The following is a 24,525-nucleotide window of genomic DNA, read 5'->3' as shown; positions in this document are numbered from 1 at the left end:
AGAGGCTGTTCTGCAAAGAACAGCCTCTTATATTAGAGCTATTTATAGAGTTTCATGTTAGAGAAGATCAGTGTGCCTTTACCGCTGAGAGGTGAAATATTTAGAGTTCGTACAGGAGTTAATGAAAATGGATTATCTGTATCTGCTTCAGCCGGTTGATAATCAGTTCTAACTTTGAAGTCTTTGAACGGAACGGTAACTAGCTTGCCCTTCGCGGAATCATCTACGAAGATGAATTCGTATGAAACACCATTTCCGTCGGATAATTCGAGTCTGATTTTGTTGCCAGTCCCACCTGCAATATTAAATTGTAAGCCAGTAAAATTGGACCAATCTTCTTGGAATTGTTCACAAGTCGCTCCTAACCAGCCGCCTTTTTGTAATTCATACTTTATAGTCAATACACCTTTGGAGTCGACCACTGGCTTGATTACAGATGCTCCGTCTGAAAATGGCTTCTGAGCTGCGAAGCAGTTAATATAGTTTTTGTCTGCACTGCCTGAACCTTTTACGGTGATAGCTTCCCCGGCAAAAGCAGTACTGAAGATGCTAACCAGAAATGCCATCACGAAAGTGAATACTAAATTTTTTCTCATTGTTTTTCCTCCTTGCTTTTTATAGAGAACACGAAAGAACGAATCAATAGATGATCCTTCTTTAATGCGTTGCCTATCACCTTAATTCTCAGGTTTGAGTTTGAGATCTTCTTGCGTTAATTTGTCATCAATTCTGGAGAAATAAGATAATATATACGTTACTGGTGCAGTATAATCAATTGCATATTCGTTCGTGGAATAAGAGCCGCTTACATCAAAATACACTTTAGCAGGAGGCATCTTACTGGTTGAGATTGCTTTTACCTGGATCGGATCTCCGCCTGGCCAGTTATTCGGTCCACCGACAAGTTGCCCTGGAACTGTAATACCCGTACTTTCATGGATTCTATTATGCACGTTCTGTGGTGTCTTGGTGCCAGCACCCGTTAAGTAACTGGTCCCATTAGTATTTCTGCCCAATATATAATGTACCTGATCCATTGCGCCATATAAATACTCTATTTTAGGTTCGATCTGATAAGCCAGCACCAGCATATTGCCCTTTGCTATCGCAATTCGGCTAGATGCCCAGGTGTATTCATCATTTCGTAAGGAACAAGCATAACCATCTGCAGCAATTTGTTTTACTGTAGCATCCGCGTAACTAAGAAAGGCTTCCTTTACCTTGATTTTTAACGTTTCATCTGCATGCTTATTGGTAAGATAAGCCCATTGTCCGAAGGCTAGTGTATTCATCCAAGAAAAGGCGTCAGGTTTGACTGTAAGTATATCGGAATATTTTTGCTGTAAGAATTGTTCATATGTTGCATTGCCTGTTGTCTTAAATAATTCTGCAGCAACCCATATACGATCATCAGCATCAGCTGTCATTTTAACATTAGAGTACTCTTTTCCTATAGCTTGAAGCCAGCTACGTTGTCCGTTCTCATTTGTTTTGTCATAAGGACCTGAACCTGTGTTCTGATTTGCATCAACGCGAAAGATGGGCTCAGGATGGCTTTCTAGAAAGGCAAAGGCTTTTTGAGCGGAAGTCAATAGTGTCGCTGCATATTGGGGGTCATACTGTTCGTAGATTCGGGCAGCCATAGCATTAGTAGCGCCAAAGATAGCCGTACCATAGGTAGAAAGACCATAGATATACCGATTCTGTACATCTTCAACAGGTTTAATTTTTAATTCAGGCCAATATTTCCCTGATGTTTTAAGATAGACACCACCATCGGGACGCTGCATTTTTAGCATCCAATCCAGCTCAACCTTCATTTCTACTAGTACATCAGGCATATTCGAGGCTGTATCTACAGTTGATAGACTTTCAGGGAAAAACATTTGACCTTTATTAAATTTTTCTGGCTGAGCTTCATATGCCAGTAAAATATTGGCTACTGTAACTCCGGCTGTCGGGGTATACTTGCCGAAATCACCTGCATCATACCAGCCGCCGCTTACATCCAAAATCTGGCCAGTCGTGCTGACTTCGTCAGTAAAAAATACTTTTGCAGTCTTATCTTTTTCATGTCCTGCTGCATTCGTTAGACCGGTTATCGGGTCATTGATTGGGGTATTGCTTCGTGCCAGCGTAAAAGACCGCAATGTATGTATGAAGGGGATATTATAGACATTATCTGCAATTTTAAAGTTATAAGAACTACCAATTCCATCTACTGTCACCATATAGGTACCGGGGGTAGTTACTGCCGAGAAATCCGCTTGTCTTACGGTATCGTTGGAAGAGATATCGATACGCGGCGCTGACAAATTTCCTTTATAGACAATCTCATTAGTAGCAGTATTGACTACTTTAAACTCTTTTGCACCCTTGCCTGCTACAACAACCGCAACTTTAGGATATTGTCTCAAGGTCTCTCCCGACAATCGGGTAGAATGGATCGTCTATATATACAGAGAATTTATCTAAAGCAGAAAAGTAACGTGCGCCATATGACGCTAATATACCTGAACTACCGATCCCAACAAAGATCACATTACTAGCATTATATATCATTTGGCATGCTTTATTTATACTCGTTTGGAAGATCGGGGTTGAAACCCTATCCATAAACTCCAAAAAGATAGTCTTATCATCAATTATTTTTTTGGGTCTTTGATCTTGAAGATATATCTTCAGTTTAACTTTGAACTCAGAGAACCCAACACAGTGCATCTTGCGGCAAAACCTTAAAATCGTGGTGGTGGAAACATGTGCTTCATTAGCAAGATCTCGAATTCTCATGTATATAACCTTATCTTTACTTTTGCTGATATAGTCATATAAAGACAATTCAAGCTCATTCAAACTTTGAATCTCTTCAATATTAAACATGAATCCACCTCCATTCTTAAGTAACATAGTTATTGTATCGTATTTAGGCAGTTACTGTAAATATTTTCTAGATATAGCTATTGGATCATTCTTTCAAATACACTAATTTGCAAAAATATTGAAATGGAATACTTTAACACAACGTTAACAAATTATTAATCCTTTGTACCTAATTTAGTGCCATAATGAGAGCAAGGGCCGAGCCTGTCAAACATGTTAGCTCATACTCGCAAACGAAGTGAACAGAATTTCATTGCGCAGGAAATGCTGAATCCATTGCATCGGCCGGATGTTATTTTAGGCGGCGGTTCTCGTCACTTTTTACCGAAGAGTGTACCAGGTTCCAAACGGAGCGATGAGCGCAATATAATAGAAGAATTTAAAGAGCAAGGATACACGGATCAGCCTACTCTTATGGACATGACGAAGACTGCCATTAACGTATTAAGTAAGAATCAGAAGGGCTTTTTCCTCATGGTAGAAGGCGCTTCGATTGACAAACAACTTCATGCCATGGACTGACTGGCAGCGAGCTACCTATGATACGATCGAAATGGATAAAGCGGTAGGCATTGCTAAAGAGTTTGCCAAAAAGAATGGCGATACGCTGATTATTGTCGTAGCGGATCATGCTCATGGCGCCAGCATTACCGGCACTTACCATGAAAAAGACGGTAAAACCGGCCGTGAAGCAGTTCGCATTTATGCTGATGCTGGCTGGCTGCGGCAGTTTGCCAAAGAATCAGGCAGCATCTTAGTGGTATCTACTCATGACAGACAAATAATGAATCAATTTGAGCGAATTTGTTCCCTAAGGAAACAGTCAGAGGAGGTGATTGGAAGTGCGACTTCTAATCGCCTGGCGTAATTTACTGGCAAAGCCGGTTCAAAGTGGCTTGACTGTACTTATCGTAGCTGCTACTATCGCCATGCTGGCTTGGTTAGAGCTACGGAACCTTTTGACCTCATTGTCGGGGCCAAAGGCAGCCCAAATCAGCTTGTCTTAAATACGGTTTTTTTAAAGGATGTGCCCATTGGCAATGTGAGTCATGAGATTTATGAAAAATTGTCAGAGAATCCACTAGTGGCTTCGGCTATTCCACTGGCCTTTGGTGATAACTATAAAGGATATACCATAGTAGGCAGCGGGAGTGATATCTTATCCATCAACCCAAGGTTAATCAAGGGGAATGGCTGCAATTAGCGGCAGGACGCCCCTTTTCTGTGCCATTTGAAGCTGTTGTCGGAGCAAAAGCTGCTCAGGAGCTAGGGCTAAGGCTAGGAGATGAGTTTAAATCAGCTCATGGTTTTATACCTGGAGGCCATACACATGACCATGCCTATCAGGTTGTGGGTATACTGCAGCCAGTGAATGGTCCTTATGATCAGGCTGTTTTAGTTCCGATTGAAAGTATCTGGCTAGCCCATGAGAAGCATGAATCTAAGGTTGAGGGAGAGGCTATTGAAGACAGTCATGAACATGACCATGCTATTGAGGACAGTCATGAGCATGAACATGAAGTCACTGCCATTCTGGTAAAACCCAAGGGCTACAGTGAAGCGATGCGCCTGTACCAGCAGTTTCAGCAGGAAAAGGGAGCCCAGATGATTTTTCCTGCTCAGGTTATTGTTCAGTTATTTAGTATTTTAGGGCAGGGGGAACAGATGCTAAGGAGCATCGCCTATGTCATTATTGTGATGGGATTAATGATTATGACCTTGTCTGTATATTGGTCGGCTCTTGGACGTACTCGGGACCGGGCTGTATTACGGGCATTAGGAGCCAGTGCTAGGGATATTTTTCTGTCATCCTGGCTGAAAGTGCCCTGCTGACGATTCTTGGCGTCGTGATTGGCATACTAACAGGACATGGAATCTATTTGGCATTGGTGAAGGTTATGGAAAGTAAAACAGCGATTGTACTGGCATCGGGAGTTACTCTTGAAGAAATATACATCATCATTGGCGGTACTTTATTTGGTATCCTCTGGACTGATTCCCGCAGTACTTACCTATAAGATGGATGTTGCAAAATATTTGTGATGCAAATTTCATGCTAGCTAAGGATTTTTTTTTAAAGCAGTTCTCCGCAGCTTTGATCCGGAAAACCCGGCAGAAAAGCCCTGTGGGAGAACTGCTTTTTTATAATAGTGCAGGAGTTTTATATTTCAATGATGGCTGGTGATCCGAAAAGGAAAGCTGGAGCTGCGCATTGGCGCCACGATGGACCATCATAGAAATCAAGGACTCTTATCCGATGGTCTTTTAACCCAGATACTGAATTTTGCAAATCATGCTGAGCTGAATAAACAATAAAATACATCATAAAAAAGTATCAGCATGATTACGCTGATACTTTTTTACTAATACTAGAAGGTATAAGTTTTGTAGGTATATAAGATTTTATGAACCACAAAAGAGAACACAAAAATATAAATAATCCCTTTGTGTACTTTGCGTCTTTGTGGTTCGATCCGTTCTAAATGCTTTAAAGACGTTAATAAAGATTTTATATGTCTCTTCTAGTGATTAAATAGCTGGAAGGAATAATAATTTAGTCATCAATAAAATCTTTCGAATCCGTTCCTTTGGTTTCTAAATATCCTTTTCCCCAAGTACTTATGGATTCTAAGATTGGCTGAAGACTTCTTCCAAGATCAGTCAAAGAATATTCAACCTTGGGGGGAACTTCAGCAAAGACCTTGCGGGAAATCAGTCCATCTTGCTCCAGCTGCCGAAGTTGTTGTGTAAGCATTTTTTGACTGATTCCGTTTATTCCTTTCTGAAGGCAGCCAAAGCGTTGATGATCTGTAGTTAGTAAGTTTCTTATAATAAGTACTTTCCATTTATGTCCTATTAAATTGATTGCTTCTTCGATAGGACAGACTTTAATATTCAAAGTGTCAGCCTCCAGTAAATTCAATAATACTTACCATCCCGTTTGTATTGAACGAAATAGTGCCTTATTGCAAAAAGTAACTTTCGCTCTTATTATAGTAACAAATGTACTTGTAGGCAATACGTAGTGCCAATTACATTATGGTTGAAAAAGAAAGGATGGCATTATGAAGATCAATAAAAAATATACAACGATAGTATTTGGATTTCTAATGGGAGGTTTCACATCATGTATTATTTCCGCTGTTTTAACACTTGCGAATAGTGGAACTGAAGATTTTCTCGTGCATTGGATAAAAGAGTGGATGATTGCTCTTAGTTTAGCTGTTCCCATTGCAACATTTATTCCCCCGATTATTAAGCGAGGGATCGCACGAATTACGGAAGATTTCTAAAAGTATAATCGCAGTAAAACGATGATGAAAAAAATTAGGAGGATTTGTAATGGAAAAAATAAATGTTAATTCGTTATTAGACTTTTCAAATGAAAAATCGGTGCGTAAAGCTCTTACCCATGAAGGCAGTAAGCTCGATACAGGACTTTTATTGTATGCCCCTGGGCAGAGTACGCCTGAGCATACCCATAAAGATATGGACGAAGTCTTTTATATTGTTGAAGGTGAAGGCGTACTCACGATTAACGGTAAAGAATTTACTCTCAAAGAAAAGGATATCATCTTATCTCCGCGGGGAGAAGGACATGGCTTTTTTAATAAAAGTACAGGTAATCTAGTGGTTCTGCAGGTTAAAATTTTTTAAATGTAAGATAGCAAAGGATGTAAGGTTTCGATCATATAGGAGGTAAAACGATGAGAAGTATTCGTGATATTCACAAACAGGTAACTCATGATGAAGCTATGGAGATGTTGGGACAAGGCGAGTATGGAGTGCTTTCTACAATGGATAAAGATGGATATCCTTATGGATTGCCATTACATTATATCATTTTAGATGATGCTATTTATCTGCATTGTGACTTGGAAGGGCATATACTGGATAATCTTTCTTACAATGATAAAGTGTGCTTTACTGTTGTTGGATATACACAGGTGCTGCCTAGTTCCTTTACTGCAAACTATGAAAGTGTTATTGTTTTTGGAAAAGGGACTTTGGTAGAAGGATCTGAAAAAATCAATATGCTAAAGGGATTAGTGAGAAAATTTAGTCCTGAATATTATGATAAAGGGCTGAAAGTAATTGATGCTTTTAAAGATAAATGTTCAGTGATACGTATTGATGTAGAACATATTACAGGTAAGAAGCGAAGCTAACGTAGAAAAGCTAGAGGTGGCAGGGAGCGTACTCCCTCCACCTCTAGCTTTTAAGCAAACTCATTAAGTTGTTTTCTGGATTTTATTAGTAAAACATGCATAGAAACATTCAACATAATTGATAATAAGAAGAAATGTTTTGTAAGGAGTTCGGCAATGCAGTTGCCCTTGAAAATCTTTTTAGCAACCGTATTTCTTTCCATCGCTTTATTCTTTTTTGTTATATATGACTCGATGGCAGGTAATAATTTGCAAAATGTACCTTCTGAGGCAGTCAAAGGTAAAATGGTATTTCAGAAAAGAGCTTGTATTGAATGTCATACCGTATTTGGTAACGGGGGATATTACGGAGGCGATCTTACTAAGGTATATGAAAAGTTTGGAAGCAATGGATTAAGAGAATATTTAACCCAGCCTCCATTGCTTAGTGGAGCAAAGAAAAAACGGCATATTTACTTAAGTAATGAAGAAGCAGAGGAAATTACCGCATATTTTCGTTTCCTACAATCAATTCCTAATATGGATTGGCCGCCAAGACCTAAAAAAGAGGAAGCTGGAGTAAAGTAATGAAAAGGGGTTAGAAAAGTTGTTTCGATCTCAGCACCTGAGTTATAAATATGCTTTATTTGCCTACTTCCTTTTTGGCTTACAAGGGTTAGTAGCATCGGGTGGAGCAATTGATCTTCTCTTTCCCGACCTTGGTAACCCGATTCCGTTTGTATCCGGAAGAGCTTTTCATTTGAATGTTAGTATCTATTGGCCGTTGATTGGAATGATTGGCGCCATGTATTTCTTTTTTTGCCAAGAGGCGGAGCGGGAATTTTACAGTTTGAAACTAATAACGATTAACTTTTGGATTCTGGCTAGCACACTAGGCCTAATCTTAGGATCGTTATTGCTCGGTTTCAATGAAGGGAGAGAATATCTAGAAGCAATCTGGCCCTTGAAACTAGCAACGGCAGCTTGTACGATTCTACTGTGCTTTAATCTGCTTACGACCTATCTGGCTTCCGATATGCCTAGGAGTAGGGCAACATTAATTAGCATGGTAACAGGAAGTGTCACATTAATCATTTTTTATGTGCCGAATATCGTATCCTATGCTCACCCGACAGTCGATGAAATCGCTAAATTTATGGTGGTACATATATGGGAAGAAATGTCTTTGGAGCTTATCGGTACGGGAGTATTAGCTGCCTTGCTGATTCAGGTGACAAAGGTTAAGCGGCAGGCTGTAGAAACAGCCATATATTTAGACATTACATTCGCAATCTTAGCTGGGATTTTGGCAACAGGGCATCATTATTATTGGATCGGGGTACCATCATATTGGCTTTGGATTGGTGGCACTTTTAGCGCAATGCAAGTACTGCCCGCGATTGTATTATTGTATACGACGGTGAAATCGATGACATTCAAGGGGATTTTTGATTTGTCCAATCGGGATAAAATAACGCTGTCTCTCATCGGTTCCAGTATGTTTTACCATATATTTGGTGCTGGATTTTTAGGGTTTCTCATGGCTTATCCACCATTAAACCGATATGTACATGGGACCTATATTACATCGGCTCATTCCCATCTTGCATTATTTGGTGTATTTGGTTTTTTAGTTTTAGCGCTCTGTTTTCATATCCTATTTACAGAAATCATACTTGTCAAGGAAATGTATCGCTGGTGCTGGGGTGCGATCATTTCTTTAAATGCCGGATTATTAACGATGGGGATTGGGTTATTAATCGCTGGCGGACTACAAGTTTATTTCTGGCGCGTGATTGGGCTCGGTATTGGAGAAACTAACGAATTCATTAGACCATATCTTTTTATTAGGGCATTTGGCGGTTTTTTATACGCCATAGGGAGTTTAACGTTAACCTTCGTTGTCATAAAAAGCATATGGCCCAAGATACAAGTAATCTTTCAAAGTGAAGGGCGTCTTTCTGTGATAAATTGTGATGATTTACATCGTATGCATAGATTGGTGGGAGATTTACTGCAAGAGGAAAAAAAAATAGAGCCGCTGCTTAAGAGAATTCAGGTTCTATACCAGAGTCTGCTTTTTTTTAATAAAGAAAAATAAAAGAGAAGGAAGAGGAGTATGGAAGGAACAGAATGCATATACTGCTAATATTAGACATAAAACGAGGGAAAAGCAGATAGGATAAGCTATAGTTGATTGTCACGGTATATTTGGAGCAATAGGGATTTTGCAATGAAGGCGTGGTCATGATACCATGAAAAAAAAGATAAAGAAGGTGGTAAATTGGGCAAGAACAAGTGCTATTGTGGTAGTACTATGTTTGAGAAGGTGGACATTACGCCCGTTGGAATGATGGATAAAAAATTTTTTACCCGCTGTCCTCAATGTGGCCTTGTAATAAGCGGTTCTGAGCATCCTAATGAAAATAAAAATACTTCGAAATGCTCTGTCTTAAATTTTGTTCGTGGGGCACTCGAAAAATACTAAATCGATCAATAAGAGCCTGAGGGCTCTTTTTTTATAGAATTTATGAACCACAAAAGCACAGAGTTTTTTAACCCTAATTATCTTTTCTCAGTTTTCTCTGCGCATACTGCTGTGATACTGTAAAGAAAAGAATGGATTTATCAAAATAGAATGAATTTACAAAAAAGGATTGAATTTATGGAATGGTGATGATATATTGTATTAGTAAAACGTTTAACGTGAAACCTTTTAACGAATGGGGAGGTGCATACTATTTAAATAGCTTTACCAATAAGGATATATACACGAATCGTGATGATATAGCCTATGCTGACGTATTATGCTAAAATGTTAATGCTAATCTTTAACGTGTGGGTTTGAGCATTTCATGGGCAGTATTGCGTTAGTATATTTAATTAAGCTATTTAAAAGGAAACAGAAAAGGAGATTTTTATGGCAATCACCCTTAAAAGTATCGCTAAAGCGGCAAATGTGTCGATTACCACGGCTTCGCTGATTCTTAACCAAAAAGAAGGAGCAATTCGGTTTTCTGAAGACACCATTCGAAGGGTACGTGAAACTTCTCTTTCGTTAGGGTATGTGCCCAATATGTCTGCGCGCAATTTGCGCCAAAGTGAGAGTGGAAATACAAGTTTGACATTAGCTGTTTTGTGGCCTATCGATGCGCGTGTTGGGTTGATTGGAAGAATTTTAACCGGGATTCATCATTTTACTTCTTCCCTTGAAACGATTACAATCAACCTTCTAGTAAAGACGATGAACGAAAATGGTATTCAAGGTGTAAAAGAATTATATGACCCAAACCTATTTAATGGTGCAATTTTGGCGAATGCGTCAGTAGAAGACGAGGCGTATATTCATAAAGTTCCGCCAAGTGTTCCGATTGTGCTTTTTAGTAGAACCTCTCCAACCTATCCATATGTTTGGGCGAGTTATTTTGAGACAGCCAAAAAAGTAGCAGAGCATTTTATTGAAAATAAGCATCGACGAATCGTTATTTTGGCATCAAATCTTTCATCGCAAGCATTGGATCAAAAACTTGCGGGTTTAATTGAAGCGCTGGATGGAAAGGAATATCTCATAAGACACTGCTCCTTTACAGAAGAGAGTGGATATGATGCAGTTGCTAAGCTTATCGAGGCTGGTGATGTACCAACAGGATTGATTTGTGTATGTGATCAAACTGCTATGGGGGCTCTTTCAGCTTTACATGACCGCGGCATTCGTGTACCGGATGAATGTGAGGTTTTTGGTTTTGACAATCAAAGCTTTTCAAATTTTACGATTCCTAAATTATCAACAGTAAATTTGCCGGTAGAGGAAATGGCATATAGTGCGATGGAGCTATTAGTTCAAGAAAATCTTGATCCAAACAATCTTGTAAGGCATAAAAAATTTGAATTAGAAATGATTCATAGGGGTACAACAAAAAAGTTAATATAAATATGAGGAGGAATAGGAAATGAGTATAGAAATTGTAGATTTTATTCAAAAACATAAGGTAATTACGATATGTCGTAGACTTTACGGACAGGATTTGCTTAATTTAGTTAGGGCTTTGCATCAAGGTGGAATTAACATGGTCGAAGTGACCTTTGACCAAAGTGATCCGGACTGCATTAATAAGACAGCTGAGGCGATCCGCATGTTAGTTGAAAATTTCGGAAGCTCTATGAAAATCGGTGCAGGAACAGTTCTTACAAAAGAACAGGTAAGAGCGACAAAAGATGCAGGAGGAAGTTACATTATTTCTCCAAATGTTGATGTTGAGATTATAAAGTACACAAAGGAATTAGGACTTGTTTCAATTCCTGGAGCAATGACACCATCAGAAATCTTAACAGCTCATAACACAGGAGCGGATTTTGTAAAACTGTTCCCAGCAGGAAACCTTGGATTTGACTACATAAAAAACATTATGGCTCCTATCAGCCATGTGAAGCTTATTGCTACAGGAGGAGTTACGGAAGAAATACTTCCAGAGTACTTAAAACTTGGTTTTGCAGGTGCCGGGATAGGTGGAAGACTTACAGATCGAAAACTTATCACCACAGGAGAGTTTGAAACATTTACAGAACGGGCAAAAGGATTTTCAAAAGTAGTAATGGAGTATTAATCAAGTTTGAACAGATTGGCGTATTGGAGTAAGAAATAAAACCTGGTCCTATAAATATTAAATCTGAGGAGAAGCTTCTTTTGAAACCAACTATATTATTTCTTATAGGTTTGCCTGCATCAGGGAAATCTACTATTGGAAAGATTATAGCATCGCAATTCAATTTCTGTTACTTAGATAAAGATGTTGTTTGCAATACATTTACAAAACAGTTGCTAGAACTAAAAGGGCATTCCCCTAATGATCGGGAGTGTGCGTTCTACAGCGATGTTATAATGGATCTAGAATATAAAACACTATTAGATATTGCAAATGATAACATTCAAATTGGAAAATCAGTTGTTCTTGATGCACCGTTTATTAGCTATTTTTCAAATGTTCGTTATGTTGAGCAGCTAAAAGAAACCTATGATTGGAAGAATGTGACGGCCATTGTGCTTCAAGTCCATGTTGACTTTCCTATATTGAAGTCTAGAATGATAGAAAGATCTGTCGACAGAGACCAATGGAAACTGGATAATTGGGACGTTTACATAAAATCAGTACAAGAAAAACAATGTTTGTGGGAAAACATAAAAATAGTCCAATTTAACAATAACAACGCATCGATCAGCACCCAAGATATTCAATACCTATTTACAGTCTAATCCCAAGATTTACTAAAATTTAGGAGTTGTAGGATTTATGGAGACTAGTCCGATCGTAAAATCAACTAGTAATTCAAAAATGGCGACAAAGGGTGTCGGATTTATTCAACCCAAGGTATTCAAGATATACCAGCCTTTGAGATGAGGTGTGTTGATTCTATCGGAGCAGGAGATGGGTTTGTAGCTGGTTTTTTGGTTGGGCAGCTTCGAGGTTTGAATGATTATAAATCTGGAGAGATCGCTAATGCTGTAGGAGGGCTAGCGGTAACCGTCCTTGTTGATATAGAAGGATATCCAACGCAGGAAGAACTCGATAATTTTATCCGTAAACACCCAGTTGTAGACCGCTAGCTGGTTTTATAACTAAGAGCAATAATAATTCTTAGATTAACCGATAGCAACTAATGTAGCCCCAATTGCGATGAGCGCTACGCCAAATCCATTTAATAAACTTATCTTTTCTTCGAGAAATGCCACGGCAATGATTGTTGCTAAAACAACACTGAGCTTGTCAATGGGGGTATTAGGCGTTATCAAGATGCTGCTTTGCCAAGTAGGCTGAGTTGACAGCGTCTTGGATCGCTTTCTTATTCATTCTCTCACTCCATCTATCAAAATAGCAGGGATAGCTGATACCACAGGTTCTGCATTCTATATACTGCTGCGTATCTTTTTGTTCACGTTTATCATACATATGGGGAAGAAGCTCATTCGTATTTTTAAGCCCAGGAGCATCTGAATCTAGCATATATGAATATTCATATGTAGCTACATATTTTAATACAAGATGGTCATCATTACAGCTTGGACATATAATACGATTCATTACAGGCATAGTTCTTCACCCCTATTATTATTATTATTATTATTTTGTCATCAACAACATTATCCGAAGATGATATTATCTACTATTATTATAGCCATTTTTATCGCTATCACTCCCATTAATAGTAGATCGTCTTCGAGAAAATAGTGCCAAAAGTATTAAGAACGATCATTCTTAAAAAATACCAGAAATACTTGTCCAAGCATATAATGGTTCATGATAAGAATTGTTATATGGAGGACGACTATAGTGTTCGCATGCATAACCATCATGTTGAAGAATTATTTGCAATGGTCAGGGTTGGTACACCCGTGATGATTCGATGACATCACCAAGTCTCTAGTACCTCATCTGCTTTAAAACTATAGATAATTTAGCGAGGATTTTTAATGCAGATGAGGTACTAGGGTATGTTTGATATTAAATGTAGTTGTATTTTGGCAGCTCGCTGCAGTAATATAGTAGTTAAGTAATCAATGAATTAGTAGGAGAATCGTATGGATGAATTAAGCACAGAACATTATTTGCGTTCCATAAAATTATTGCGAGATCAAGTAGAAAGCTTCGATCAGTATCCCTTTTCCTTGCCAATTTTTCGTGATTTAGATGAGTTGGAGTTTCACCCACAGGTGACATTTATTGTGGGGGAAAACGGTACGGGAAAATCTACACTGCTAGAGGCAATTGCGATTGCCTGGGGATTTAATCCTGAGGGCGGAACTCGCAACTTTAATTTTTCTACGAGAAATTCCCATTCTCAGTTACATGAATGCATTCGTTTAATTCGAGGTATAAGAAAACCTAAGAATGAATTTTTCTTACGTGCAGAAACCTTTTATAATCTGGCAACGCAAATTGATGAGCTTCAAGTGAGTCATTTCTATGGAGGAAAGTCATTGCATGAGCAGTCTCATGGAGAAGCTTTCTTTGCGACTTTCATGAATAAATTTAAGGGTAAAGGACTATACCTATTAGATGAGCCAGAAGCCGCCTTATCTCCCATGAGGCAAATGGCAATGATTTTAAGAATGTATGACTTGGCGGATCAACAATCGCAATTCATTATTGCAACTCATTCGCCTATCATAATGGGATACCCGGGTGCAACAATTTTACAAATAGCAAATAATAGGATTGAAGCGATTGCATACGAAGAAACAGAGCATTATATCGTAATGAAAGAATTTATAAATAATCGTAAAAAAATGTTAGACGTACTGATGGAATGATTGAAGTAATAGCGTAATACTAATTTGTTGCCTAAGATCGTAAGGCGAAATCCCCATGCTAGCTTGTATAGCATGGGGATTGACTTATTCCACCGTCTTTTTCTGTCCAAAATGATTCGCTCCAATAACCCCGGTTATAATCATCAGCGAGCCGATCAGATGATAGATGGTCACTTTTTCACCGAGAAATAGTGACCCGGCGGCAATGGAGACAACTGTTGATAGATTGGTGAATACACTCATTTTTGAAGCTTCTATTTTGGATAAGATATAGTTTGCTGTCAATGCTGTGACGAGGGAAGACAGGATGCCCAGATAGAGGATAGAGGTGATAAAAGTACCGCTGGCAAGAGGAGCAAAAAAGAGATCCAATGTCCCGGCCATTCCATGGTGGGCGAGAGAAACCGCTCCAAAAGCGACAAAGCCAATTGCCAGCATAAAATAGGAAAGTTCTGCTGGGCTAAAATGCTTCGAAAGAGAACGGGCCAAGACGCTGTAACCGGCAAAAGTTACGCATGTTAAGAACAATAGGAAGAGCCCCATCAGGTTCGACAAATCGATGCTGCTTCCCGTCAGAATAAAGATAAATATAACGCCGAACACTGACAGGAAGATGGATAGCTTCTGCAAGAGAGTTGTTGCTTCCTTCAAAAATATAGAGGCGAATACCATTGTCACGACTGGTGTGAATGCGTACATAATGCCTCCTTCGGCAGAGGTAGCATGCTGCAGTCCGAAGGATTGAAACATGAAGAATCCCAGGGGATAAATAGCTGCTAGCAGTAGTGCTTTATACAAGGGTTTGCCGCGGTACGTAATTTTGACCCAACCGAAGACAACTGGAACTGACATGACGAAAAAAGAGGCAGCAAAGCGGTAGGTCAGCGTGTCGAGGGGATGTGCATATTCGAGGGCTATCTTGGTAAATAAAAATGAAAACCCAATAATCACCGCATTAAGTACGGCAAATAAATAAGCAAGTCGTAGTTCTTTTTGCTTCATTGTATATCACCTTCCTAAACAATCGGGGAGTAGTGGCGAATGTCTCACCCGTTATCTTAACGGTATTATAAAATGCTGATTCTAACAATGCTTTTTTAGTGAAACTGTATCGTAACAGTTTCCTGAGGTATAATAAAGAATACCAAAAAGATTGATTACAACGCAAATGCCATATTGATTTCCGAGGATTCTAAGCAGGGGGAAAGTGGTGTGAAAAAATATTTTTCGATCCTATCCGATATCGAGGATAAAATCAGAGGAGGGCAGTATCGTTCTGGTCAAAGGCTGCCATCTCTTCGCAGCGCTGCAGAGTTGTATAGGTGTAGTATTAGCACAATTATGCGGACATATGTAGAGCTGGAAAAGCGTCATGCTATTTATTCAATTCCACAAAGTGGCTTTTACGTTGTTGCTAAGCCTGGAGATTTACATAATAGTACCAAGGGAGGAACCATCGATTTTGCTTCAGCCTCGCCGGATTTAAATGTATTCCCGTATTTGGATTTCCAGCATTGCTTGAATAAAGCGATCGACAAATACAAGTATCACTTGTTTACCTACGGTGATTCCCAAGGGCTGGAGACATTGCGGCAAACGATTGTATCTCATTTGGCTAATGCCCAAGTGTTTGCAAAAAGGGAACAGATCATTGTTACTTCTGGTGTCCAGCAGGCATTGGAAATTTTGGCGAAGATGCCGTTTCCCAACGAGAAAATGGTGGTTTTAGTTGAACAACCCAGCTACGATCTTTATTTACGTTTTTTGGAAGCGGAAGGAGTACGTGTTTGTGGGATTACTCGTAGGGCACAGGGGATTGATTTGCAAGAATTAGAGGAGAAATTCAAAAATGGCAAGATTAAATTTTTTTACACCATGCCGCGATACCACAATCCCTTGGGTACCTCTTATACTAGGGAGGAAAGAAAGGCGATTGCCAAGTTGGCTGATAAATATGATGTGTATATTGTGGAAGATGATTATATGGCGGATTTGGGAGCAGAACAAGATTTTGAACCGATTTTCGCCTACGACCAGACCTCTCATGTTGTTTACCTGAAAAGCTTCTCAAAAATCATTTTTCCAGGATTGAGGCTGGGAGTGGCCGTTTTGCCGGAAGGGCTGCTAAAAACCTTCCTTGCTTACAAAAGATACGCGGATACCTCACTTTTGTCTCAGGCGGCGCTTGAAGTATATATCAAAAATGGCATGTACGAGCATCATAAACACAAAATAGGCAGCTTGTATACAGCGCGAATTCATGCGTTGAATGAGGCAGTAGAACGGTATAATATTAAGGACGAATTGCTAGAAGTGTCGAAGGGCAGTTCTGGCGTCTATATGCAGTTTAAACTGCCGGAAAAAGTGAATATAGATGGTCTTATGAAGCGGCTTGCGGCCAGGAATGTTAGCGTCGTACCTGGAAAAGGATTTTATTTGTCTGATTACCTGAAGCAGGAGAAGTTTTTACGGATCAGCATTTCACGAGCGCAGCTGGAGCAAATCGATGAGGGAGTTAAGACGATTGTTGAAGAAGTGAAGCGTCAGAACAATCGATAATTCTTGACATTGGAGTAACTCTAAGGTTTATCCTCTTATAAGGGGTGATAATATGGGTGAAAGCATATTAGGAAAAGAAAAAATTACTACATTATTTCTAAAATACAGTATTCCTACGATTTCGGGGATGCTATTTTTAGGGCTCAATACAATTGTGGATGGTTTCTTCGTCGGTAATTATATTGGGGCCAATGCGTTAGCAAGTGTAAATATTGCTATGCCATTTTCGAGTTTAATGCTTGCCGTTGGTGTGATAATCGGGATTGGGACGCAGAGTCATATTGGTCAAATGTTAGGACAGGGCAATATAAAAGAGGCGAATGATACCTTCAAAACAGCGCTTATTTTAATCGTGGGGGTGTCACTCTTGTTATCCATAATGGCTATTGGAGCTACAACACAGATCGCCGGTTTCTTGGGGGCAAATGAGCAATTAATGCCTATGGTAACAACCTATATTAGTTATATCGGTTTATTTCTGCCTTTTTTCGGGGTTATGTTTGTTTTGGATTATGTATTAAAAGTCATGGGAAAACCCATATATGCAATGGTGATTTTAGTTATTTCTGTTACAAGCCATATGCTGTTTAATTATTTATTCATTGTACAGCTGGCCTTAGGGATTAAAGGCGCTGCTTTTGCGACAGGACTAGGCTATAGTATCGCATTTTTATTAGCGATATTTCCTTTTATAACGGGAAGAACTACGTTGAAGCTGTGCAAAGGCAGCTTTAAGAAAACATCAGCCGCTACGATCATTTATAATGGGTCAGCCGAAGGGCTATCGGAGATTGGAACTGGTGTTACCACCTTTCTATTTAATATTACGCTTATGCGCTATGTCGGCGAGGTCGGTGTAGCCGCCTTTACAGCCATTAGTTATCTGTCCTTTATTGGCAATAATGTACTGATCGGATTATCAGACGGTGTCGGCGCGATCATTAGTTATAATTATGGCAGCGGTGAAATGGAGCGGGTAAAAAAGACAGTGAAGCTTGCCGCCTTGTCGGCATTAACGATTGGTGTAGGATTTTTTGCTGTGATTTCCATCTTTGCTAGAGAGATTATTGCCATATTCTTAGATGTTAACAGTGAACATATTCTTAATTTTGCTGTATATGGTGCGCGACTGTATGCATTTGCATTTCTCGTAAATGGTTTCAATATCGTTGCATCAGGTTACTTTACTGCGATTTCTAAGCCCAAAAGCTCTGCCTTAATTGCTTTGAGTAAAGGCATTCTATGGATTGGCGTAGGAATTCTTATATTACCGATTTTACTTGGTATTAAGGGCATTTGGCTTACAGTGCCCATTGCTGAAATGATGACATTGTTACTGTCTATAGCATTGATGTATAAGATTATTTTATGAAAATTATTTTAATGCCAACTGGTTGACATTTCAACTAGTTGGCATTAAAATTTAAGTAGTTGAAATATCAACTACTTAAATGAACTTTGCATGCCAAATTAAAATATCGAATTCTTTGAGAAGTGAGCATGCTTACTGTATTCAGTCGATTCGTGATAAGAAGTACGGGAATTTAAACTGTAAAGAGGTCATTCTATAGAGAGGTGAATATAAATTGGAAAAAGTTATTGTACAGAAATTTTCTGAAGAATATCAAGATGAAGTCATTGATTTAATTCTTACCATTCAGCGAAGTGAGTTTAACATTCCGATCAGCAAAGAAGATCAGCCGGATTTAAGTGACATACCTAACTTCTACCAATCTGGACGGGGGAATTTTTGGATTGCTATTTATGATCAACAGATTGTAGGAACGATTGCGCTGATTGATATTGGAAATCAGCAAGGTGCATTAAGAAAAATGTTTGTGAAAGCTGATTATCGAGGAAAAGGGCATAACATAGCCAAGCTGCTGCTATTACAGTTAACGTCATGGGCTAGTGAGCATAACATACGTGAAATATACCTGGGAACCACCGAGAAATTCGTAGCTGCACATCGTTTTTATGAAAAAAATAATTTTGTTCAAGTAGCAAAAGAGGTATTGCCAGATGCATTTCCGATTATGAAAGTGGATACAAAATTTTATAAGACGGGGCTTTAAATAATTACTAGTGGATGTTATACAGATGCCTTCACCCTTAATGAAAGTCTTATTGTGAAGATAACCTTGGTGGCATCATAGCACTGTTCATTCAGAAGAAAACGGTTGTTTCCCATTCTAATTCACCGGAATAGACTCAAGCCTTATTAATTCGTAAGTTAATAGATGCATTTGCAGTTTGGAGTATGACTAATGCGTCGAAGCGGTCAGGCTCGCATTTAAAAAGGTAACTTTCTGTCCTTTACTGGATGGGAGGTTGCTTATTTTTTTTGAAGAAAAATAATAAGATGTATGAACCACAAAGGCCCGATATCGCAATAAGTACTTGATAAATTGCCTTTAGTTATATATAATAATTACTATAAGTAACTATTATAGTATTAGGAAAAGAGGGATAGCATGGGTAAGGATGATATGGTCATTCCAATATTAGAAGCGTTGTGGCTTGCGAAAAAAGCACTAGAGTGTATGCCAGAACTACCTAAGGATATGAAACCTAGTCATATTCGCGTACTGGATGTGATTTATAAAAAGTACAATCAAAACGGGAGCGTTCGGGTCACCGATGTAAGTACAGCTATGCAGATTACCAAGCCTAGCATTACAAAGCTGATAAACGAATTGGTTGATATAGGAACGGTGAAAAAAACAGTGGCTGATGATGATAAAAGAATTGTACTGGTGGAACCTACCTCCTTTGGTAAAGAATGTGTACAAAAGTATGTTTTAGATTATCATGCAAAGCTGGCGGAATATTTTTCAGAAATGGAGCAAGGAAAATATCTGTCAATGATAGAGACTGTAGAATTCATCTATCAGTCTATGAAAGAGGTATCTAGAAAAAATGATGAATTGTAAAAGTAAAGATATTGAGATGCCAACACAATCTCATGTGTCTGAACGTAATACAATGATCGCTGTTGTATCCATTGCGATTGTTACCTTTATTGGCATTCTCTCAGAAACAGCATTAAATATTGCCTATGCTTTGTTAATGAATGAATTTGGCGTATCAGCAGTTGTCATTCAATGGCTAACCACAGGGTATCTGCTAACGTTATCCATCCTGCTGCCGCTTTCTCCACTATTTGTGAAGCATTTTCGGACAAAAGCATTATTTCAGGCAGCAGTCACCATTTTTACATTTGGAACACTTCTTTGCGCCTTTACACTGAATTTTGAAATGCTGTTCCTCGGAAGAATTGTTCAGGCAATAGGAACCAGTATTTCTTTCCCATTAATGATGAACATCATTTTAGAAAAAATTCCGATTGCTAAGCGAGGCAAATGTATGGGAATCGTTGGGCTTGTCACTAGTTTTGCACCTGCATTGGGTCCTACTTTTGGCGGGTTCGTTATTGAATGGATAAACTGGCATTGGATTTTTATCAGTATGCTGCCAATACTTGTGGTCTCCTTTATGATGGGCAGCAACTATATTCCTGACATTCATTCGAAAGAAAGAATAGCGGTTGATTTTCTATCTGTTCTTTTGTCCACCATTGCTTTTGTGGGTATTGTCTATGGAGTGAGTATATCCGCTGACTTAGGCTGGAGCAGTCCTGCCGTATTTGGCTATATTATGATGGGAGGGTTTAGTCTGGCTGCATTTGCGTATAGGCAGCTACGATTGGCTAAGCCGTTGATTCAGGTGCGTGTATTTTCCAATTCCATGTTTACCATAGGTGCATGTATTGTCATGATCAGTATGATGAGTGTCTTAGCGGCAGGCTTTGTGCTGCCATTGTATATACAAAAATCATTAGGATATTCCAGCATCGCAGCAGCGTTGGCAATGTTGCCCGGTGCGGTCGTAAATGGAATCATGTCTCCGGTTACCGGCAAGTTTTACGATACACATGGTCCTAGGCTTTTACTTACTACAGGGTTTTTGCTGCTTAGTATTACCCTGCTTCTTTTTTCACTTGTGTCGATTAGCTTCGTCGAATTAACCATTATCTATACCGTTTTCATGCTTGGCGCTTCTATGCTGGCAATGCCGGCGCAGACCAATAGTCTCAATCAGCTTCCCCAGCAATACTATGCAGATGGAGCTGCCATTATAGGTACATTGCAGCAAGTGGCCGGCGCAGTGGGAACCGCACTTGCCTCAAGTATTTTAACGATGAACAGTGTAAAATACTCCCAAGAGTTTTCCAATATGACGACAGATGGTATCGCTCAGTCGATTGCCTTTGGAACCCAGCAGAATTTCATGGTTTTTCTGATTCTGTCTGTTATTGGTTTGATATTGGCATTGTTTGTGCGAAGAAATACGATTTGTACCTAGTACAAGAATGAAAGGATGGTGTTTCACTTGAAAAAACGATATATTTGTTTTACGTTATGTCTATTCTTAGCTTTACGAGGTTTTCGTAAAGCTTTTTTCGCTTTCATAGCAGTTTTACACAACGTGGTGGGAAGTAAAAATATTGCAACCGATTAGGGAGAAATATGTACCATTATGGAATATATTAGGAATGATACTTTGGTATAAAATTGGATACTATAAAACAATTAAGTGCCTACTTGCTGATTTAAACTTTAGTATCTATTATTATAAATGTAAGAGTATATTTAAAGAGAAAATAAAATCACTCAGCAATAAACTAATTTTAGGGGGAATCGGAATTGGCAGTGAAAAATTGGCATAACGAAACAATCGGGAATAAGGCGGTGGATGCTTTAACCAAAAATGAATTCGACGCCGTATATTTTGCGACGACAAAAGAGGCAGCGGCTTTTATTATGGAGCATGTAAAACCGGGAACTACAGTAGGGTTTGGTGGATCAATGACAATCGACAGCATGGCAATTCAAGATCAAGTGAAGGCTGCTGGCGGAAAGGTGATTGATCATGGTGCAGCAGGTCTGACTGTGGAAGAGAGGATCGCTACTGCACGAGAAGAATTGGTAAGTGACTTATTCTTATGCAGCAGCAATGCAATTACCTTAGATGGTTTGCTAGTCAATATAGACGGAATGGGAAATCGGGTAAGTGCAATGACTTTTGGTCCTAAAAAAGTAGTGATAGTCGTTAGCACAGATAAAATATGCAGAGATGAAAAAGCTGCTTTTGAAAGATTAGAAAGTATCGCTGCACCCATGAATAATAAAAGGCTTGACATGCCAAATCCCTGTACGAGAACAGGCTCCTGTATGAACTGTCAAGCTAAAACTAGAATTTGCAGAGTATACTCGGTAATGAGAAAAAAACCGATGGTGACAGATATAACGGTAGTCGTTGTAGGAGAAAGTGCTGGATATTGATAATGTCTAAGGAGGAAGCAGGAGGCAAATTATCTTAACTATAAGAATTCTAGTAGAAGCAAGAAGTGCCACCCTATCGGGATAGAGTGGCACTTCTTTAAAACTAACGATTCCAAACGAAAAAAGTAGATTTTCAAACTGTCAATTCTGATTATTTCCTGGAAATTACGTATTGACCTATCATTCTTCTGTGAGTATAATAAAGTTGTCAAGACAACTAGAGTGGTGATATAAATTGAATTTTAAATTAGATGATTCATTGGGATTTATTCTAAATAAGACGAATACAAAACTTAAGAATGAATTATTTCAGCGATTCAAAGAATATGATGTTACGCCAGAGCAATGGGCTGTTCTCAACTGTTTATGGGAACAAGAAGGTGTTACTCCTAAAGAGTTAGCAGATCGTATCTTTAAAGATAAGCCAAATACTAACCGTATTCTTGAAAAGTTGCAAATGAAAGAATTGATTGTACGAAGACTTCATCCAATCGATAAAAGAGCTTATCAAATCTTTTTGACGGATCGAGGCTGGGCATTAAAGAAGGAATTAATTCCTAAAGTTATGCAATTACTAGAGACGGCAGCAATAGGAATCGAAAAACATAAAGTCCTAGAAATGAAAAAACTGTTAAATCAAATATATGATAATCTCACGTAGTTATTTTTTATCAATTTAGTTGCTGTGACAACTAAATTGATAATCATGGGAATCATTCCTGCTCATTAGAAACGCAGCTTACTGAAAGGACATAAAGACTGTTTAAAACCACACTTATATAGATATTCTAGTAGAGGACAGTACTACTTTTAGAATTTCATTATAGAAATATAAAATAAAGTGAGGTAAAGAACATGGAGAGTCGTTTAGTGAAAGAATTGAGTTTGCGTTATGAACCAGTAGCTGTTTTGCTAAGTAATGAAAAACCAGAAGGGGCACTTCAGAGTAAAGAAGGGCTGTGGAGCTGTACCATTCCGTTATTGATTGCAGCAGCCAAAGGGAAAACATCTGTTTTTGAACGTAAAACCACAGGATGTCCTGGGGGCAAAGCAGGATTAGGATTTGGTCAAATTCCTAATTATCCAGATGGGATTGAATATTTTTTGTCAGTTGGTAAAAGTGGACTATTTGAGGGAGAAGGATATTTAAAAGATCCAGAGCTAGGGGGAAATTTCGTTGAGTGCTTACCAATAACTGATATTCCCTATCAGTATGTCATCTTTAAGCCTTTGTCACAAGTTGAGGTGACGAACGAAGTACCTGAGTTAATTATATTTTATGTGAATACAGATCAGCTATCGGCACTTACGGTACTTGCAAACTATTATAGACCGGGAATTGAAAATGTAATGATACCTTTTAGCTCAGGGTGTCAGTCTATTTTTCTTGTACCCTACGCGGAAGCAGAGAAGGAAAATCCAAGAGGGGTAGTGGGCTTGACTGATATTACAGTGCGCCCCATGGTCGAAGCTGATATGCTGTCATTTTCTGTTCCATATAAGATGTTTCTGGACCTGGAAGAAAATATAGAAGGAAGTTTCCTAGAGAAACATTTGTGGCACAGAGTAGCGGCGAGAATAGAAAAGAAGTAAATGAAGTGTATCTAAAAATAAATAATGTAAGTTCAAAAGAGACAGCGAGGTTCAAGTTAGTGTAAAAACTAATGATGAACTTCGCTGTTAGAATTATATTTTGTGCAACTATTTAAAAATGACGTTTTAAAAATAACGATAATTCCAGCCTGTGAACAGTATATCCTGGAATTGACAAATAGTTATTTGTATGATACAAATAACTATAAGACGATGGGGAGTGAAAAGAAATAGTTAGTGAAGAAGAAAAATACAATCGTTGTGTAGAAGACATAGGTGAGTTGCTGCAAAAGACGGTACGAACGTTTCAAATTTTTGAGAGAGAACAGATTAAAATATCTGGTTTTACCAGCTCTCAATGTTATATATTACTAGAAATATATAAACACCAGAGTCTTTCCATTAATGAAATTAGTAAAAAAATGCACCTTGAAATTAGTACAATTACTAGAATTATGAACAATTTAGTTCGGGATGATCTTATCCTTCGTAAAAGAGGGGTATCTGATAAACGAGTTGTAGAGGCAGTTCTTACGGAGAAAGGTAAAGAGATTGCGCTGCAACTGCAGAAAAGCATTGAAAATTATTATAAAGATATCATATCGAACCTGCCGCGTGGTCATGTTCGCGAAGTCATGGGGGCGGTAGAATTGCTTGTAACCGCTTTAGAAAAAGCCAAGTATTAATAGTCAAA

The 24,525-nt window shown here is 38.7% G+C and carries 31 protein-coding genes and 1 pseudogene; 25 read left to right on the top strand and 7 right to left on the bottom strand.

Annotated features, from left to right (window positions below):
- Positions 1-38: 38 nt before the first annotated feature.
- The 3 genes from LMF89_RS08930 to LMF89_RS08920 form a co-directional block, all read right to left on the bottom strand.
- Positions 39-596, bottom strand: a complete 558-nt coding sequence (locus LMF89_RS08930; protein ID WP_229534742.1) for a carbohydrate binding domain-containing protein — start codon at positions 594-596, stop codon at positions 39-41.
- An 81-nt stretch (positions 597-677) separates the two neighbouring features.
- A complete protein-coding gene (locus LMF89_RS08925; RefSeq protein WP_229534741.1) occupies positions 678-2,417 on the bottom strand; it encodes a glycoside hydrolase family 9 protein in 1,740 nt (579 codons plus the stop codon).
- Positions 2,401-2,880 (bottom strand): MurR/RpiR family transcriptional regulator, encoded by a 480-nt coding sequence (locus LMF89_RS08920; RefSeq protein ID WP_229534740.1) that lies wholly within the window; start codon positions 2,878-2,880, stop codon positions 2,401-2,403. The genes LMF89_RS08925 and LMF89_RS08920 overlap by 17 nt, the downstream gene beginning before the upstream one ends.
- Positions 2,881-3,093: 213 nt before the next feature.
- On the opposite strand from LMF89_RS08920, the gene LMF89_RS25765 reads away from it, so the two are divergent.
- From LMF89_RS25765 to LMF89_RS08895, 6 genes are read left to right on the top strand one after another with little or no spacing between them, the layout of a single operon-like run.
- On the top strand, positions 3,094-3,402 hold the full coding sequence (locus LMF89_RS25765) for an alkaline phosphatase (protein WP_255711128.1): 309 nt from the start codon (positions 3,094-3,096) through the stop codon (positions 3,400-3,402).
- Positions 3,374-3,748 (top strand): alkaline phosphatase, encoded by a 375-nt coding sequence (locus LMF89_RS25760; protein WP_255711127.1) that lies wholly within the window; start codon positions 3,374-3,376, stop codon positions 3,746-3,748. The genes LMF89_RS25765 and LMF89_RS25760 overlap by 29 nt, the downstream gene beginning before the upstream one ends.
- Positions 3,723-3,887: a hypothetical protein gene (locus tag LMF89_RS08910; protein ID WP_229534739.1), complete on the top strand. Its 165-nt coding sequence runs from the start codon at positions 3,723-3,725 to the stop codon at positions 3,885-3,887. Before LMF89_RS25760 ends, LMF89_RS08910 begins: the two co-directional genes overlap by 26 nt.
- Before the next feature lie 35 nt (positions 3,888-3,922).
- Positions 3,923-4,084, top strand: a complete 162-nt coding sequence (locus tag LMF89_RS08905) for a hypothetical protein (RefSeq protein ID WP_229534738.1) — start codon at positions 3,923-3,925, stop codon at positions 4,082-4,084.
- 20 nt (positions 4,085-4,104) lie between these two features.
- Positions 4,105-4,713 (top strand): ABC transporter permease, encoded by a 609-nt coding sequence (locus LMF89_RS08900; RefSeq protein ID WP_229534737.1) that lies wholly within the window; start codon positions 4,105-4,107, stop codon positions 4,711-4,713.
- 14 nt (positions 4,714-4,727) lie between these two features.
- Entirely contained in the window at positions 4,728-4,898 is a 171-nt protein-coding gene (locus tag LMF89_RS08895) for a hypothetical protein (protein WP_229534736.1), read from the top strand.
- A 536-nt stretch (positions 4,899-5,434) separates the two neighbouring features.
- Here LMF89_RS08895 and LMF89_RS08890 read toward each other — a convergent pair.
- A complete protein-coding gene (locus LMF89_RS08890; protein ID WP_229534735.1) occupies positions 5,435-5,779 on the bottom strand; it encodes a winged helix-turn-helix transcriptional regulator in 345 nt (114 codons plus the stop codon).
- A gap of 166 nt (positions 5,780-5,945) precedes the next feature.
- Here LMF89_RS08890 and LMF89_RS08885 point away from each other — a divergent pair, with 166 nt between their 5' ends.
- The 9 genes and pseudogenes from LMF89_RS08885 to LMF89_RS08845 all read left to right on the top strand — a co-directional run.
- Positions 5,946-6,173, top strand: coding sequence for a DUF2798 domain-containing protein (locus LMF89_RS08885; RefSeq protein WP_229534734.1), 228 nt, complete (start codon positions 5,946-5,948; stop codon positions 6,171-6,173).
- Between the two features lie 49 nt (positions 6,174-6,222).
- Complete coding sequence (locus tag LMF89_RS08880; RefSeq protein ID WP_229534733.1) at positions 6,223-6,537, top strand: cupin domain-containing protein; 315 nt, start codon at positions 6,223-6,225, stop codon at positions 6,535-6,537.
- Positions 6,538-6,587: 50 nt separating this feature from the next.
- A complete protein-coding gene (locus LMF89_RS08875) occupies positions 6,588-7,049 on the top strand; it encodes a pyridoxamine 5'-phosphate oxidase family protein (RefSeq protein ID WP_229534732.1) in 462 nt (153 codons plus the stop codon).
- A 156-nt stretch (positions 7,050-7,205) separates the two neighbouring features.
- The gene (locus tag LMF89_RS08870; protein ID WP_229534731.1) at positions 7,206-7,616 is read left to right on the top strand and encodes a c-type cytochrome; all 411 of its coding nucleotides are present in this window, start codon (positions 7,206-7,208) and stop codon (positions 7,614-7,616) included.
- 19 nt (positions 7,617-7,635) lie between these two features.
- Positions 7,636-9,129 carry a cbb3-type cytochrome c oxidase subunit I gene (locus LMF89_RS08865; RefSeq protein WP_229534730.1) on the top strand — a complete coding sequence of 498 codons (1,494 nt, stop codon included), beginning with the start codon at positions 7,636-7,638 and terminating at the stop codon, positions 9,127-9,129.
- A gap of 819 nt (positions 9,130-9,948) precedes the next feature.
- Entirely contained in the window at positions 9,949-10,959 is a 1,011-nt protein-coding gene (locus LMF89_RS08860) for a LacI family DNA-binding transcriptional regulator (protein ID WP_229534729.1), read from the top strand.
- A gap of 19 nt (positions 10,960-10,978) precedes the next feature.
- Entirely contained in the window at positions 10,979-11,632 is a 654-nt protein-coding gene (locus LMF89_RS08855) for a bifunctional 4-hydroxy-2-oxoglutarate aldolase/2-dehydro-3-deoxy-phosphogluconate aldolase (protein WP_229534728.1), read from the top strand.
- 80 nt (positions 11,633-11,712) lie between these two features.
- Entirely contained in the window at positions 11,713-12,279 is a 567-nt protein-coding gene (locus tag LMF89_RS08850) for a P-loop nucleotide/nucleoside kinase family protein (protein WP_229534727.1), read from the top strand.
- Between the two features lie 87 nt (positions 12,280-12,366).
- Positions 12,367-12,630 (top strand): annotated as a pseudogene (locus LMF89_RS08845) (carbohydrate kinase family protein); the annotation flags it as partial.
- Between the two features lie 36 nt (positions 12,631-12,666).
- Here LMF89_RS08845 and LMF89_RS08840 read toward each other — a convergent pair.
- Both LMF89_RS08840 and LMF89_RS08835 read right to left on the bottom strand, forming a co-directional pair.
- The gene (locus tag LMF89_RS08840; protein WP_229534726.1) at positions 12,667-12,816 is read right to left on the bottom strand and encodes a DMT family transporter; all 150 of its coding nucleotides are present in this window, start codon (positions 12,814-12,816) and stop codon (positions 12,667-12,669) included.
- Positions 12,803-13,114, bottom strand: a complete 312-nt coding sequence (locus LMF89_RS08835; protein WP_229534725.1) for a hypothetical protein — start codon at positions 13,112-13,114, stop codon at positions 12,803-12,805. The genes LMF89_RS08840 and LMF89_RS08835 overlap by 14 nt, the downstream gene beginning before the upstream one ends.
- 488 nt (positions 13,115-13,602) lie before the next feature.
- Between LMF89_RS08835 and LMF89_RS08830 the strand changes: the two genes are divergently transcribed.
- Positions 13,603-14,334, top strand: a complete 732-nt coding sequence (locus LMF89_RS08830; RefSeq protein WP_229534724.1) for an AAA family ATPase — start codon at positions 13,603-13,605, stop codon at positions 14,332-14,334.
- 84 nt (positions 14,335-14,418) lie between these two features.
- Here LMF89_RS08830 and LMF89_RS08825 read toward each other — a convergent pair whose 3' ends face one another.
- Positions 14,419-15,336: a DMT family transporter gene (locus LMF89_RS08825; protein WP_229534723.1), complete on the bottom strand. Its 918-nt coding sequence runs from the start codon at positions 15,334-15,336 to the stop codon at positions 14,419-14,421.
- A gap of 210 nt (positions 15,337-15,546) precedes the next feature.
- Between LMF89_RS08825 and LMF89_RS08820 the strand changes: the two genes are divergently transcribed.
- The 9 genes from LMF89_RS08820 to LMF89_RS08780 all read left to right on the top strand — a co-directional run bounded on the left by LMF89_RS08820 (position 15,547) and on the right by LMF89_RS08780 (position 24,517).
- The gene (locus tag LMF89_RS08820; RefSeq protein ID WP_229534722.1) at positions 15,547-16,893 is read left to right on the top strand and encodes an aminotransferase-like domain-containing protein; all 1,347 of its coding nucleotides are present in this window, start codon (positions 15,547-15,549) and stop codon (positions 16,891-16,893) included.
- Between the two features lie 52 nt (positions 16,894-16,945).
- Entirely contained in the window at positions 16,946-18,265 is a 1,320-nt protein-coding gene (locus LMF89_RS08815) for an MATE family efflux transporter (RefSeq protein ID WP_229534721.1), read from the top strand.
- Positions 18,266-18,479: 214 nt separating this feature from the next.
- On the top strand, positions 18,480-18,968 hold the full coding sequence (locus LMF89_RS08810; RefSeq protein WP_229534720.1) for a GNAT family N-acetyltransferase: 489 nt from the start codon (positions 18,480-18,482) through the stop codon (positions 18,966-18,968).
- 399 nt (positions 18,969-19,367) lie between these two features.
- Positions 19,368-19,826 (top strand): MarR family winged helix-turn-helix transcriptional regulator, encoded by a 459-nt coding sequence (locus LMF89_RS08805; RefSeq protein WP_229534719.1) that lies wholly within the window; start codon positions 19,368-19,370, stop codon positions 19,824-19,826.
- Complete coding sequence (locus tag LMF89_RS08800; RefSeq protein WP_229534718.1) at positions 19,813-21,258, top strand: DHA2 family efflux MFS transporter permease subunit; 1,446 nt, start codon at positions 19,813-19,815, stop codon at positions 21,256-21,258. The genes LMF89_RS08805 and LMF89_RS08800 overlap by 14 nt, the downstream gene beginning before the upstream one ends.
- Positions 21,259-21,605: 347 nt before the next feature.
- Complete coding sequence (locus LMF89_RS08795; protein ID WP_229534774.1) at positions 21,606-22,238, top strand: lactate utilization protein; 633 nt, start codon at positions 21,606-21,608, stop codon at positions 22,236-22,238.
- A gap of 235 nt (positions 22,239-22,473) precedes the next feature.
- Positions 22,474-22,899 carry a MarR family winged helix-turn-helix transcriptional regulator gene (locus LMF89_RS08790; protein WP_229534717.1) on the top strand — a complete coding sequence of 142 codons (426 nt, stop codon included), beginning with the start codon at positions 22,474-22,476 and terminating at the stop codon, positions 22,897-22,899.
- 194 nt (positions 22,900-23,093) lie between these two features.
- Positions 23,094-23,831 (top strand): DUF169 domain-containing protein, encoded by a 738-nt coding sequence (locus LMF89_RS08785; protein WP_229534716.1) that lies wholly within the window; start codon positions 23,094-23,096, stop codon positions 23,829-23,831.
- A 281-nt stretch (positions 23,832-24,112) separates the two neighbouring features.
- Complete coding sequence (locus LMF89_RS08780; RefSeq protein ID WP_229534715.1) at positions 24,113-24,517, top strand: MarR family winged helix-turn-helix transcriptional regulator; 405 nt, start codon at positions 24,113-24,115, stop codon at positions 24,515-24,517.
- Positions 24,518-24,525: the final 8 nt, after the last annotated feature.

Source organism: Pelosinus baikalensis, from assembly GCF_020819555.1.
Taxonomy (GTDB): domain Bacteria; phylum Bacillota; class Negativicutes; order DSM-13327; family DSM-13327; genus Pelosinus; species Pelosinus baikalensis.
The sequence above is the reverse complement of the archived record's forward strand: the minus strand, read 5'-3'. Positions and strand labels throughout refer to the sequence as shown.